This window comes from Rhodoplanes sp. SY1, from assembly GCF_046000175.1.
Taxonomy (GTDB): domain Bacteria; phylum Pseudomonadota; class Alphaproteobacteria; order Rhizobiales; family Xanthobacteraceae; genus Rhodoplanes.
In genome coordinates, this window is the sequence record NZ_JBEOMB010000169.1 from 1 (window position 1) to 12564 (window position 12564).

Below are 12564 nucleotides of genomic sequence, written 5' to 3' on the forward strand. Positions count from 1 at the left end.
GCGGCCGCTTCGTGTTCCACCCGCAGGACAAGTCGATCATCCTGTCGATCGGCGAGCGGCGGAACATCTCCCGGGCCCAGAAGCGCGACGACGAGGCCGGCGCCTTCATCCGTGTGATGGACGACGGTGCGGTTCCGAACGACAACCCGTTCGTCGGGCAGCAGGACGCTGCGCCGACCCTCTTCGCACTCGGCAATCGCAACAGCCACGGCCTCGCCTTCCACCCCGAGACCGGCCAGCTGTGGGCGAACGACCACGGGCCGAAGGGCGGCGACGAGATCAACCGCATCGAGGCCGGCAAGAACTACGGATGGCCCTTCCAGACCGCCGGCGTGGACTATTCCGGCGCGCCGATCGGAAAAGGCGCACGCGGCGTCGACGGCATGGCGGATCCGGTGCATGTGTTCGAGCGGACCGTCGCGCCGTCCGGGCTCGTCTTCTACACGGGCGACATGTTCCCGGAGTGGCGCGGCCACATGCTGCATGGCGGGCTCGCGGCGCGCGCCCTCGTGCGCACCGCACTCGACGGCGACACGGTGAGCGAGGAGGAGTGGATGCTGGGCGATCTCGACCGCCGCATCCGCGACGTGCAGGTCGATCGCGACGGCGCGATCTGGGTCGTCACCGAGCACGAGGACGGCGAGGTTCTGCGGATCACCCGTGCCGACACGGCGGCCGGCTCGGGCTCGGCGGATCGGCGCCGCTGACCTGTGCGTTCGTCCCGAGCGCGCGACGTGACGCGCGGCGATCGGCCGACGCAGGTTGCTCAGCCCGAAGCGGAACGTCCGTGGCGATTTGACGCGATGCACGGCGAGGACGGTTGGGCTGCCCGGACGTTTACCGCCGTACCGCCCCGAGGAGCCGCCGTGCATCGTTCGTCAGTGCAATGTCCGTCAGTGCGATGTTCGGCGCAGCCTGTCGCGGAGCCGCGTGTGGTCGGACGTGCATCGTGACGACGTGGCTCGTGCCGTGGCTGAAGGTGCTCCACATCGTCGCACTGATCGTCTGGTGCGGCGGCCTGCTGGTGCTTCCGGGGCTGCTGCGGCAGCGGAACCAGCTCGTCGAGGGCAAAGCTCTTCAGGATCTGCAGCGGTTCACGCGGCGCCTCTACATCCGGGTGACGTCGCCGGCCGCGTTCGTCGCCGTGGTGGCCGGCACCGCGCTGATCTTCCTGCGCGAGGTGTTCACCCTCTGGATGATGGCGAAGCTGGTCGCGGTCGGCGTGCTGGTCGCGCTGCACATGCGCGACGGCTACGTCATCCTCGCGGTGTTCCGTCCCGACGGGCGCTATTCCGCCTGGCGCGGCGTCCTCGCCACCTCGGCCACCCTCGCGACGATCGCTGCCATCCTCGTCCTGGTCCTCGGGAAGCCGCTTCTCGGACTCGACATGCTGCCGGCCTGGATGCACGAGCCGGGCGGATTGAGAAGCGTCGTCGAGACCGCCCTGCCCGGCCGCATTCAGTCGTCGCTGGACACCATGAGGCCGATGCCGTGATCGAACACGAGCTTTCCGCCGTGCCAGCCGGCGAGCCCGACGAACACCAGGCCGAGCAGAGAGACCAGAAGCCCGAGCGGCAGCACGGCCTCCGGATCGTGCAGGCGGAGCCCCCAATTGGCGCCGACGATCGACATCAACGTGATCGCGGCAATGGCGTGAATCCAACTCGCCACGCGCTTGCGGATACCTTTGACGAGCAGGAGCTCGGCCGTCCCGGCGAGGCTCGCGAGGATGCCGAGCCAGAAGGCGAAGCCACTCGCATACAGTCCGGCCCGGACCCAGAACGGATCGGCCGTCCACCAGTAGAAGAGATCGCAGCCGAGGGTCGAGACCACGAGCGCGATCGGGAACGTCACCAACATGGCGTGGATCGGATGACCAGCGACGGCGACCAGCGAGCTGGTGCCATGCCGCGTGACGTCCTCGATGACCGGATTGCTCATGGCCGACCTCGCCGTTCGATCCCGGGCTCAATGCACGGAGGCGCGCGCGGGTTCGGGTTCGCGCGATGCTGCGCCGTCGCGCTTCTCGGCGTGCCGCTCGCCGGCTGCGCCGGGCCGCTGTCGAGCATCGATCCGGCCGGCCGCTCCGCCGCCCTCATCGCCGACCTGTGGTGGGTGATGATGACGGGGGCGGCCGTGCTGTTCGTCGCCACCATGGCGGTCGTTCTCGTCAGCGTCGTGCGGCCCGGCGTCGGCGCGGCCGTGCCGTGGACGGTCTGGCTGGTCGGCGGTGGGCTGGTGCTGCCCGCCGCGGTGCTCACGCCGCTGCTCGTCTACGCGCTGTGGGCCGGCGAGCAGCTCCTCGCCCATCCGGCCGCCGCGACCGTCGTGAGGATCGACGTCACGGCGCGCCAGTGGCAGTGGGACGTGGCGTATCCGGGCGTCGAGGGCGAGCGGGTCGTGACGACCGGGGTGGTTCACGTCCCGGTCGATCGACCGGTCGACGTGCATGTCACGAGCGCCGACGTGATCCACAGCTTCTGGGTGCCGCGGCTCGCCGGCAAGATCGACGCCATCCCGGGACACGTGAACGTGGTCCGGCTGACGGCGCCGGCAGCGGGGACGTACCGGGGGCAATGCGCCGAGTTCTGCGGCATCGGTCATGCCCACATGCCGTTCGTCGTCCAGGCGCATCCGCAGGAGTCCTATGCCGACGCGCTCCGGCGCGCTGTCCGCCCGACGCCAACGGGCACGGCACCTCGATAACGCCGGTTGAAGATCGGGTCGGAGACGCACATTGAGCGACACGGTGATCACGACGTCCGGCATAGTGGACGAGCAGCGTCACGCGGCGCGGCCCGTCGGCCTGCACAAGCGACTCGACGCCGTGTGGGGAACGCCACCGGGGCTCGGCCGCCTCTCCGCCGTCAACCACAACATCGTGGCGCGCCGATTCATCGTCACCGCCTTCGTGTTCTTCGCGATCGGCGGCCTGCTCGCGATGCTGATCCGCGCCCAGATCGCGACGCCGCGCAGCGCCTTCGTCGGGCCCGAGGTCTACAATCAGATCTTCACGATGCACGGCACCGTGATGATGTTCCTGTTCGCCATCCCGATGTTCGAGGGGCTCGCCTTCTATCTGCTGCCCAAGATGCTCGGCGCCCGCGACATGGCGTTCCCGCGGATGGGCGCCTACGGCTACTGGTGCTACCTGTTCGGCGGCTCGATCCTGCTGGTCGGCCTCGTGCTCGGCCTCGCACCCGACAGCGGCTGGTTCATGTACACACCGCTCTCCTCGAAGCCGTACTCGCCCGGAATCAATTCCGACATCTGGCTGATCGGCATCACCTTCGTCGAGATCTCCGCGCTTTCGGCCGCGATCGAGATCATCGCGACCGTGTTGAAGCTGCGGGCGCCCGGCATGTCGCTCGACAAGATGCCTCTGCTGGCCTGGTACCTGCTCGTCACCGCCTTCATGATGCTGTTCGGCTTCCCGCCCCTGATCCTCGGCTCGATCCTGCTCGAGACCGAGCGCGCCTTCGGGCTGCCGTTCTTCGACCCGACGCGCGGCGGCGATCCTCTGCTCTGGCAGCACCTGTTCTGGCTGTTCGGCCACCCGGAGGTCTACATCATCTTCATCCCGGCGGCCGGCATGGTGACGACCATCCTGCCGGTGTTCGCCGGCCGCGAGATCGTCGGCTACAGCTGGATCGTGATCAGCCTGGTGGCACTGGCGTTCCTGAGCTTCGGGCTGTGGGTGCACCACATGTTCACAGTGGGCATCCCGCATCTCGCGCTGTCGTTCTTCTCGGCCGCGAGCGTGCTGGTCTCGGTGCCGACCATCGTCCAGATCTTCGCCTGGATCGCCACGCTCACGTCGGGGCGGCCGCGCCTCGACGTCCCGATGCTGTTCCTGCTCGGCTTCTTCTTCGTCTTCATCGCCGGCGGGCTCACCGGAATCATGCTGGCGATCGTGCCGTTCAACTGGCAGGCCCACGATACCCATTTCGTCGTCGCCCACATGCATTACGTGCTGGTCGGCGGCTTCGTCTTCCCGATGCTGGCGGCCGCCTATTACTGGTTGCCGAGCTTCACCGGCCGCGCCGCGCGGCACGGCTTCGGCGTCACGGTGTTCTGGCTGATCTTCGGCGGCTTCAATCTCACCTTCCTCGGCATGCACTGGACCGGTCTCATGGGCATGCCGCGCCGCATCTACACCTATCCGGACGGCATGGGATGGGAGTGGCTCAACCTGGTCTCCTCGATCGGCGGCTTCGTGATGGCGATCGGCTTCGCCCTGTTCACCATCGACGTGCTGATGCAGTCGCGCTACGGCCCCCGCACCAGGCGCAACCCCTGGCGGGCCGGCACGCTCGACTGGGCCGTGCCGCTGCCGCCGCCGAGCTACAATTTCGCCGCCCTCCCGCATGTCGACTCGCGCGCGCCGCTCGCGAGCGAGCCGGACCTCGCCCGACGCTGCGCGGCCGGCGACGGCTATCTCGGCTTCGTGCGGGACGGCCGCCTGGAGACGCTCGCGGTCGACGTCGTCTCGGGCCGGCTCGAGCAGATCGTCGTCCTGCCGAACCGGACCTTTCTGCCGCTGATCAGCGCGATCCTCACCGGCGGCTTCTTCGTCGGCGTGCTGCTCCAGGCTTACATCGTCGCACTGGTCGCGGCGGCGGCGACGATCGGCTCGTTCCTGCTGTGGACCCGAGGCTCCGGCAGCGCGGCCGACCGCGGCCCGCTGCCGGCCGGGCGCGGCGCCACGGCGCGTCCTCACACCGAATCGGCGAGCCCGCCGCCGCTGTGGGCCATGGCGCTCGCGCTCGCGGCCGACGCGACGGCCTTCGCGGCGCTCGGATTCGGAATCCTGTTCCTGTGGGTGGTGGCGCCGAACTGGCCGCCACCCGCCTGGCTCGTGCCGGATATCGCGAGCGGCCTCGCGGTGCTGGCCGGCCTCGCGATCGCCGCAGCCGCAGGCGTGCTCTCGGCACGACCGGCGATCGCGGCGGCGCCGCGTCCGCGCGAGGCCGCGCTCCTCGTCGCCGCGCTGGGGCACGGCCTCGCGCTCGCCGGCTTCGGTGCGATCATCGCCGCCGTGCCGGCGCCGACCGGACACGCCTACGCGGCGAGCACCCTGGTGGTGCTGCTCTATGCGGCCCTGCACGCGGCGATCGGCATGGTGATCGCTGCCTACGGGCTGTGGCGGAGCCGGGCGGGCTACGTCTCCGTTGCGCGCCGGCTCGATCTGCGCATCGGCAGCCTGTGGCACGCCGCGACGGCCGCGATCGGCCTCGCCACGCTGGGGCTGGCCTTCGGCCTGCCGTGGATCGCGCGATGACTCCCGACACCGCGAGCCCGGAGACGACGACCCGGACCGACAGGGCCGTGACGCTCCTGCTCCTGGTCGCCGGCTTCGTGATCTGGAGCTCGGCCTTCGTCCTGCTCTACGCCCTGCAGTCGATCGGCTGCGCGGCGGGATGGGAGCGCACGACGCTGGCGGGAGCGAGCCTCCTGCGCGCGCTCCTCGTGCTGCTGTGGACCGCGCATGTCGGGGCGCTCGTCGCGCTCGTCATCTACACGTGGCGCCGGCGGCCGGGCGGTCCGGGCGAAGCCGCGACCTTCGCCCGACGCGTCGCCATCGGAACGAGCACGGTGGCGTTGTTCGCGACCGTGTGGACCGGCGCCCCGATCCTCGCCACGACGATGTGCGATCAGTACGGCGCAGACCTCGGTGCGCGGACGGCAGCGCGCGACTCGGCCGCGGAGCAACCATCTGGCACATTTGCGCCAGCCGTCGTGCTCGGTGATCTCGCCGCACGATAGGGGCCACCCAGCGTGGCGACACCCGCTGCGACGGTCACACGGGCCGCGCGCGGATGTCGCAGTCGCCGCCGGAATAGACTCGGCGGCGCCCTCGTATACGGGGCATGAACGAGGATCCCGGGACCGGCAGCGACGATGACGTGGTGGCGCACCTGGCGCCGCTGCGCCGCTATGCGCGCGCCCTGACCCGCGACGACGCGCGCGCCGACGACCTCGTCCACGACACCTTGATCCGCGCCTACGAGCGGCTCGCCAGCTTCCGGCCCGGCGGCAATCTGCGCGGCTGGCTGCTGTCGATCCTGCACAACATCGTCATCGACGACCACCGGCGCCGGCAGGCGGAGCGTGACCGCGCGGCGGAGCTCTCGCGCCTCGCCGAGACGACGGTCGCGGCCGGCCAGGAGAGCCGGCTGCATCTCCGCCAGATCGCCCGCGCCTTCCTGACGCTCCCCGACGAGCAGCGCGCGGCCCTCCACCTCGTCGCCGTCGAAGGGCTGACCTACCAGGGCGCCGCCGCCGCGCTCGGCATCCCGGTCGGCACCCTGATGTCGCGCCTGAGCCGGGCCCGCGCGGCCCTGCGCAGTCTCGACGGAAACCGGGCGGCCGCGGCGCCGCCGGAGCCTGCCACGGCTCCCGCGGCCGCAGCTCGCCCCCCTGTGCCGGCCGCCCGCGCCGCCGGCCGCCCGGCCCTGCGTCTCGTGAGAGGCAACGATGACTGATCCGACCTGTGGCCCGACCTCCGATCCGAACGCGGACCCGATCAGCGAGGCCGATCTCGACGGCTTCGTCGACGATCAGCTCGGCCCCGCCCGCCGGGTGGAGGTCGAGGATCACCTCGCCCGTCATCCGGAGGCCGCCGCCCGCGTGATGGCCGACCTGCGGACCCGCGACGCGCTGCGGCTGGCGTTCGGGGCGACGCCGCGTCCCTCGGGCCGCCTGCAGGAGGCGGCCCGCCGGCTCGACCGCGCCCTGGCCTGGCGCCGCATCGACCGGGGGCTGCGTCGCGTCGCGGCGGTGACGCTCCTGGTCGGTGCCGGTTGGATCGCCCACGCGCAGAGCGACCGCTGGGAGAGCGAGGGACCGCCCGGCGCACCGGACTTCGTCGAGGACGCCCGGCATGCCCACGAGACGGCGCTGGTTCGCGCCCGCATGGCGTCGCAGCGCCAGGGCGCCGCCTTCAACCCGGCCGAGATCCTCGCCTTCACCGGGATCGCCCTGCCGCCGCTGCCGCCCGAGTGGCGCGTGATCGATGCGCAGGTCTTCCCCTCCCGGCTGGGCCACAGCGTCGAGGTGGTGCTCGACGCCGACACGCTGGGTCGCGTCTCCATGTTCGCCGCGCGATCGCCGGCGCCCGACACGGTCGCACCCACGGCCGTGCGGTCAGCCGGGGAGACCACCGTCTACTGGCAGTCCGGCGAGCGCATCTATGCGCTCACCGGCGACGTGCCGGACCGGGCACTCGCGCAGGCCGCGACCCGGCTCGGCGCCGGCCGCTGATCGCCGACTCTCATGACGAGGCGCGAGACCGCGACGCCGGCTCGACCTCTCGCAGACCGGATCGCCCCGATGGACCGATCGCTCCGCTCTTGGCTGATCTCGCCCAGGCCCGTGCCCGGGACCGGCCGTCCGCCGCGCGACACGCGGGTCGACGTCGTGCGCGGGCTCGCGCTCCTGTTCATCTTCGTGAACCACATTCCCGGCAATCCGCTGAGCGTCGCGACGCCGGCGCATCTCTGGTTCAGCGACGCCGCCGACGCCTTCGTGCTGCTCGCCGGCTTCGCCGTCGCGGTGGCCTACGGGCCGCTGATCGACAGCCGCGGCGTGCCGGCCGGTGCCGCCCGGATCGGCGCCAGGATGGCGGAGCTGTACGCCGCGCATCTGATGACCCTGCTGTTCGTGGCCGCCCTGGTGGCATGGTCCGCAGCCCGGCTGGAGCGGCCCGACCAGCTCACGATGCTGGGCCTGCTTCCGCTGTTCACGGCGACCGAGGACACCATCCTGCGCGCCCTCGCCCTGACCTTCCAGCCGAGCTATGTCGACATCCTGCCGCTCTATGTGGTGCTGCTCGGTCTGGCGCCGGTGATCCTGTGGCTCGCCCGCACGGCTCCGATCGTGGCGCTCGCCGCCTCGGCGGCGCTCTGGCTGCTCGTACAGGCGACCGACATGAACCTGCCGAACGGCGCCGAAGGGCAAGGTTGGTTCTTCAACCCGTTCGCCTGGCAGCTCCTGTTCACGATCGGGATCGTCGCCGGGCTCGCCGCCCTCGACGGGATCGCGCTGCCGCGCTCGTCGCGGCTCCTCCGGCTCGCCCTCGTTGTCGTGATCGGCAGCGTCCTGCTGAAGGGCCTGTCGGGCCAGATCGCGTTCCTGCAGTGGGCTGCGGTGCTGCCGCCCGAGCTGGCCCCGCAGCCCAGCAAGACGCAACTGTCGCTGTGGCGCGTCGTCAACGTCCTCGCGCTTGCCTATCTGATCGCCGTGCTCGTCCCGGCGAGCGCCCGCTGGCTGTCGGCGGCGCCGGCCGCCGTGATCGCCGTGCTGGGGCGGCGGTCACTGCCGGTGTTCGCGCTCGGAACCGTGCTGTCGGTCGCCGGCACGATCGCGCTGACCGAAGCCGCGTGGAGCACGCCGTCCGTCGTCGCGGTGAATGCCGGCGGCATCCTCGTGCTGATCGGAACCGCGCTGGCGCTCGACTGGGCCGACCGCGCCGCCAACATGGCAAATCGGCCTGCCGCGCCGGTGCGCGCCGACGGAGGCGCGCGACCGGGAGGGCGAGCAGGCGCGGGGACGAGCGAGCTCGCCAGGGCCGTGCCGATCGGCCGCCGCAGCTGAGCGAGCGGGCGCGGGTCGTCTCTCGGGGGGGCGCTGGTCTCGTTCGCCGTGAAGGCGGGGCACGACGCCGCGCTCGTGCACAAGCAGATCCCGCGCATCGACGAGATCCCGTTCGACAGCCGCCATCGCTTCATGGCGACGCTGCACCACTCGCACGAGGACGCGGCGGTCGCCTATGTCGAGGAGGCGATCGCCGCGGTGGGCGAGTGCCGCAGCGCCGGCATCGCCGTCAAGATGATCACCGGCGACCGACTCCGTGATGGAGATCTTCTATCTGTTCAGCATCCGCTATCTCCACACGACGTCGCTGTCCTGGACCGGCGTGGTCGGCACGCCCGCCGTGCTGATCGGCGTCGGCGTGACGGCGCGGCCCGCGCCATCGGGGTCGGATCGACGTTCCGCGAGTCGACGCCCCGCCGCCGCATCGTGATCGTGTGAGAACTCCGGTCGTCCGCCGTCGCCTGCGGCCGCATGCACCCATCCGGTCGCCGCCAGGGCTGTGAGCCCGGCGACGATCAGGCCGGCCGCTCGCGTGGCGCTGGAGCAGATCACGACACGCATGCACTTCCCCCGGCAAAGACACGCGACGGCACGCGACCGAGTACGATCTTGCTCGCCGACGACGTAACTCGTGCGACGACGTCGCTGATGGCGACGATGTTACTCGTCAAACTCTAGCACGGACGAGTCGAGAGATGGTGCGGCAGCGGACGTTGCGGCGGTTTCGCAATGCACGTTGCATCGGAGCGACATCACGAGCTCAGAGTTCGTGAGGCCGCGACTGACGATCCGATCACGTCGGTCGCCGAGCCGACACAGGGGAGCGGAGAGCCCGCGGTTCCGTTCGCACGACCGTCGCTCCCCGGCCGCGCCGCGCCCAGGCGACCGCCATCGAGACGGTCGGCTCTTCGCCGCGGTGGTCGGCGGCGCGACCTCGGCGAACTCCATGGCGGCCCGCGCTCCCCGATCGCTCCACGACTTCGATCACGACAGATCGTACAGCACCGTACAGTCACGGTGCCGGCGGGCGCGCTCGGACGCCGGCTGCACCGGAACCGGCCCGGTGGTGTCACGTTCTCCCACGAGACGATTTCCTCACATTGTCGACGACAAGACGCTCCGGACGACATCGGAATGCAGATCGTGACCGTGGTTCCCAGCATCGTGCCGTCGGCGGCACCACAGGATCACCTCGCGGACTGGACGGAGCCCGGCGCGTCGCGGATCGCTCCGGCCGTCGTGGTGATCCCGTGCTATCGCGTCGGGCATCGCGTTCTCGACGTCATCGCCGGGGTCGGCGACGTGGTCGATCGGATCTACGTGGTCGACGACGCCTGCCCCGAGCGGACCGGCGATCTCGTGGCGCGCGAATGCCGCGACCCGCGCGTCCGCGTCGTCCGGCATGGGCGGAACCAGGGTGTCGGCGGGGCGACCATCACGGGCATCCGCGCGGCGCTCGCGGACGACTCCGACGTGATCGTCAAGCTGGACGGCGACGGGCAGATGGATCCGGCGATGCTGCCCGTCCTGATCGCGCTCGTGCGCAGCGGCCAGGCCGACTACGCCAAAGGCAACCGCTTCTTCGACCCCGACGCCGTGGCGGCGATGCCGCCCGTCCGGCTCGTCGGCAACGCGGGCCTGTCGTTTCTCACGAAGATCTCCACCGGGTACTGGAAGTCGTTCGACCCGACCAACGGCTACTTCGCCATCCACGGCGACGTCGCCCGCCTCTTGCCGCTCGACCGCATCGCGCGGCGTTATTTCTTCGAGAGCGATCTCCTGTTCCGGCTGAGCACCTTTCGGGCCAAGGTCGTCGACGTGCCGATGCCCGCCGTCTACGGCGACGAGACGAGCGGCCTGGCGCCGGCCCGCATGGTGATTCCGTTCGCGCTGGGCCATCTGCGCAACTTCTGCAAGCGCATCGCCTACAACTACTTTCTCCGCGACTTCAGCCTGGCGTCGGTGCAGCTCCTCGCCGGACTGACGCTGCTGCTGTTCGGCTCGGCGTTCGGGCTCGCGCACTGGGGCGCGAGCCCGACCGTCGCGAGCTCAGGAACCGTGATGCTGGCCGGCGTCACGGTGATCCTCGGGGTGCAGTTCCTGCTCGCCTTCCTGGCCCACGACATCCAGTCGGCGCCGGAAGCCGCGCTGCACCCCCGACTGACCGCGTGGAGCAGCAGCCTCCGATCCCGTCCGCGCTCGCCCCCCGAGGAACCGACATGCGCACCGAACCGGACATCGAGATCTACAACCGACGCCTCGCCGACGCCTACGACTCGCTGAACTACGGATCGACGCTGTCGGCCCGGTTCATGCGACGCGGCCACGCAGCGCTCGAGCGGCCGTTCGGTCCCGCGACGCATTTCGGCTCCGTGCTCGAGGTCGGCGCCGGGGCCGGCGAGCATCTCGGCCATGTCCGGCACCGCTTCGAGTCGTACCGAATGACCGACTGGAACGACATCCGGCTGGCTCGCGCCCGCGATGCCCTGCCGGCCGCACTGCGCGAGAAGGTGCAGGTCGGGCGCGAGGACGCCACTGCACTGTCGCTGCCGGACCGCTCCGTCGACCGGCTGATCGCGTGCCACGTGCTCGAGCATCTCTATCGTCCGCACGAGGTTTTGCGCGAATGGCACCGGGTGCTCGCACCCGGCGGAACCATGTCGATCCTGCTGCCGTGCGATCCCGGCCTCCTCTGGCGCCTCGGCCGCAGTCTCGGTCCGCGCGACAATGCCGAACGGGCCGGCATCGCCTACGACTACTGGATGGCGCGCGAGCACGTGAACCCGATCGGCAATCTGGTCGTGTTCCTGCGCTACTATTACGGCACGCTCCGCGAGACCTGGTACCCGACCGGCCTTCCGTCGACGGATCTGAACCTGTTCTATCTCTGTCATGTCACCAGAGCCTGACGCGGGACTCATGTCGCTCACCGTCCATCTCGGCGCCGTCGTGAGCGTCGTCCTCGTCGCGACGGGCCAGGTGCTGTTCAAGCGGGTCGCGCTGGCGCTCGCCGGCGGATCGCCCCTGCTCGGCCGCGACGTCGTCCTCCTGGGGGGCACGGCGCTGGCGATCTACGGCGGAGCGACGCTGCTGTGGATCCATCTGTTGCGCAGCGCACCGCTCGGCCGTCTCTATCCCTACATGGCCTTGAGCTTCGTGATGGTGACGCTCGCCGGCGCCACCTTGTTCGACGAGCGGATCGGTGTCGCGCACTGGGCCGGGCTCGCGCTGATCGTCGGCGGCTTGGTGGTGATCGCGTCGGCCGAACTATGACGGACAGCTCCGCACTTCCAAGGGTGACGGCCGCCGGGTCGCCGTCGCCACGCGCGTGGGGGAAAGGCGCGCCGACGCGGTGGCTGCGGGCCGGGCTGCGCTGGGCCATGATCCGGCCGGCGCAGGTCGTCGTGATCCTGTCGGTCGTGTTCGGAACGGCGTGCATCATGCTCAATCCGCCGATGCGCGGTCCCGACGAGCAGGCCCATTTCGCCCGCGTCTTCGCCTATTCACACGGCGTCGTCCTTCCCTCGACCGAGGTGAACGGCCGCCGCGGCGTCTTCGTCCCCGCCGATCTGCATGACGACTTTGCCTTCTTCAACGCGCATCGCCACGACATCTGGACGCCCGGCTTCAGCTTCCGCAGCGTGCTCGACGAGCACCGGGCGCGGGCCGGGGCGGTCGCGTCGACGGGGCCGCCGCCGCCGCGCGATCCGGTGTTCGTCCCCTTCGAAGGCAGCGAGGGCTATACCGCGATCGCCTACGCGCCGCACATCCTGGCCGCGGCGATCGCGAACTGGCTCGGCCTCGACTTTGTCACCATGGTCGCCGTGATGCGGCTCGCCGGCCTCGCCACCTTCACGGTCGTCTCGGCCCTGGCGGTCGCCACCACGCCACGTCTGAAGTGGGCCTTCGTCCTGATCGCCATGCTGCCGGCCTCGCTCTATGGCCGCGCCGTGATCGGCGCCGACGGCG

At 70.7% G+C, this 12564-nt stretch carries 13 protein-coding genes and 1 pseudogene; 13 read left to right on the forward strand and 1 reads right to left on the reverse strand.

Translation table 11 applies throughout. The features are described from left to right. Both ABTU92_RS27045 and ABTU92_RS27050 read left to right on the forward strand, forming a co-directional pair. Nucleotides 1-707, forward strand: a 707-nt coding sequence (locus ABTU92_RS27045) for a PQQ-dependent sugar dehydrogenase (RefSeq protein ID WP_408094691.1), incomplete at its 5' end; no start/stop codon positions are given. Between the two features lie 242 nt (nt 708-949). Next, complete coding sequence (locus ABTU92_RS27050) at nt 950-1495, forward strand: CopD family protein (protein WP_408094692.1); 546 nt, start codon at nt 950-952, stop codon at nt 1493-1495. Here the strand turns inward: ABTU92_RS27050 and ABTU92_RS27055 are convergent. Continuing rightward, nucleotides 1459-1941, reverse strand: a complete 483-nt coding sequence (locus ABTU92_RS27055; protein WP_408094693.1) for a DUF2231 domain-containing protein — start codon at nt 1939-1941, stop codon at nt 1459-1461. The genes ABTU92_RS27050 and ABTU92_RS27055 overlap by 37 nt on opposite strands. A 30-nt stretch (nt 1942-1971) precedes the next feature. Here ABTU92_RS27055 and coxB point away from each other — a divergent pair, with 30 nt between their 5' ends. From coxB to ABTU92_RS27110, 11 genes and pseudogenes are all read left to right on the forward strand, one after another. Further along, nucleotides 1972-2706 (forward strand): cytochrome c oxidase subunit II, encoded by a 735-nt coding sequence (gene coxB, locus ABTU92_RS27060; RefSeq protein WP_408094694.1) that lies wholly within the window; start codon nt 1972-1974, stop codon nt 2704-2706. Nucleotides 2707-2767: 61 nt separating this feature from the next. After that, on the forward strand, nt 2768-5281 hold the full coding sequence (ctaD, locus tag ABTU92_RS27065) for a cytochrome c oxidase subunit I (protein ID WP_408094703.1): 2514 nt from the start codon (nt 2768-2770) through the stop codon (nt 5279-5281). Then, entirely contained in the window at nt 5278-5766 is a 489-nt protein-coding gene (locus ABTU92_RS27070) for a hypothetical protein (RefSeq protein WP_408094695.1), read from the forward strand. Before ctaD ends, ABTU92_RS27070 begins: the two co-directional genes overlap by 4 nt. Nucleotides 5767-5870: 104 nt before the next feature. Further along, nucleotides 5871-6485 (forward strand): sigma-70 family RNA polymerase sigma factor, encoded by a 615-nt coding sequence (locus ABTU92_RS27075; protein WP_408094696.1) that lies wholly within the window; start codon nt 5871-5873, stop codon nt 6483-6485. Next, nucleotides 6478-7263: an anti-sigma factor family protein gene (locus ABTU92_RS27080; RefSeq protein ID WP_408094697.1), complete on the forward strand. Its 786-nt coding sequence runs from the start codon at nt 6478-6480 to the stop codon at nt 7261-7263. Before ABTU92_RS27075 ends, ABTU92_RS27080 begins: the two co-directional genes overlap by 8 nt. A 69-nt stretch (nt 7264-7332) precedes the next feature. Continuing rightward, nucleotides 7333-8595, forward strand: coding sequence for an OpgC family protein (locus tag ABTU92_RS27085; RefSeq protein ID WP_408094698.1), 1263 nt, complete (start codon nt 7333-7335; stop codon nt 8593-8595). Nucleotides 8596-8619: 24 nt separating this feature from the next. Continuing rightward, a pseudogene (locus tag ABTU92_RS27090) lies at nt 8620-9033 on the forward strand (hypothetical protein); the annotation flags it as partial. A 696-nt stretch (nt 9034-9729) separates the two neighbouring features. Beyond that, nucleotides 9730-10878, forward strand: coding sequence for a glycosyltransferase family 2 protein (locus ABTU92_RS27095; protein ID WP_408094699.1), 1149 nt, complete (start codon nt 9730-9732; stop codon nt 10876-10878). Further along, nucleotides 10815-11504 carry a class I SAM-dependent methyltransferase gene (locus ABTU92_RS27100; RefSeq protein WP_408094700.1) on the forward strand — a complete coding sequence of 230 codons (690 nt, stop codon included), beginning with the start codon at nt 10815-10817 and terminating at the stop codon, nt 11502-11504. Before ABTU92_RS27095 ends, ABTU92_RS27100 begins: the two co-directional genes overlap by 64 nt. Before the next feature lie 10 nt (nt 11505-11514). After that, nucleotides 11515-11868 carry a hypothetical protein gene (locus ABTU92_RS27105; RefSeq protein WP_408094701.1) on the forward strand — a complete coding sequence of 118 codons (354 nt, stop codon included), beginning with the start codon at nt 11515-11517 and terminating at the stop codon, nt 11866-11868. A 107-nt stretch (nt 11869-11975) separates the two neighbouring features. Further along, on the forward strand, nt 11976-12564 hold a 589-nt coding region (locus tag ABTU92_RS27110; RefSeq protein WP_408094702.1), incomplete at its 3' end, for a DUF2142 domain-containing protein.

Excerpts from the sequence above, each read along its gene's own strand:
- coxB (WP_408094694.1), top strand. The coding sequence starts at position 1,972 with ATGCACGGAGGCGCGCGCGGGTTCGGGTTCGCGCGATGCTGCGCCGTC.
- ABTU92_RS27100 (WP_408094700.1), top strand. The coding sequence starts at position 10,815 with ATGCGCACCGAACCGGACATCGAGATCTACAACCGACGCCTCGCCGAC.
- ABTU92_RS27070 (WP_408094695.1), top strand. The coding sequence starts at position 5,278 with ATGACTCCCGACACCGCGAGCCCGGAGACGACGACCCGGACCGACAGG.
- ABTU92_RS27055 (WP_408094693.1), bottom strand. The coding sequence starts at position 1,941 with ATGAGCAATCCGGTCATCGAGGACGTCACGCGGCATGGCACCAGCTCG.
- ABTU92_RS27095 (WP_408094699.1), top strand. The coding sequence starts at position 9,730 with ATGCAGATCGTGACCGTGGTTCCCAGCATCGTGCCGTCGGCGGCACCA.
- ABTU92_RS27075 (WP_408094696.1), top strand. The coding sequence starts at position 5,871 with ATGAACGAGGATCCCGGGACCGGCAGCGACGATGACGTGGTGGCGCAC.
- ABTU92_RS27085 (WP_408094698.1), top strand. The coding sequence starts at position 7,333 with ATGGACCGATCGCTCCGCTCTTGGCTGATCTCGCCCAGGCCCGTGCCC.
- ABTU92_RS27105 (WP_408094701.1), top strand. The coding sequence starts at position 11,515 with ATGTCGCTCACCGTCCATCTCGGCGCCGTCGTGAGCGTCGTCCTCGTC.
- ABTU92_RS27080 (WP_408094697.1), top strand. The coding sequence starts at position 6,478 with ATGACTGATCCGACCTGTGGCCCGACCTCCGATCCGAACGCGGACCCG.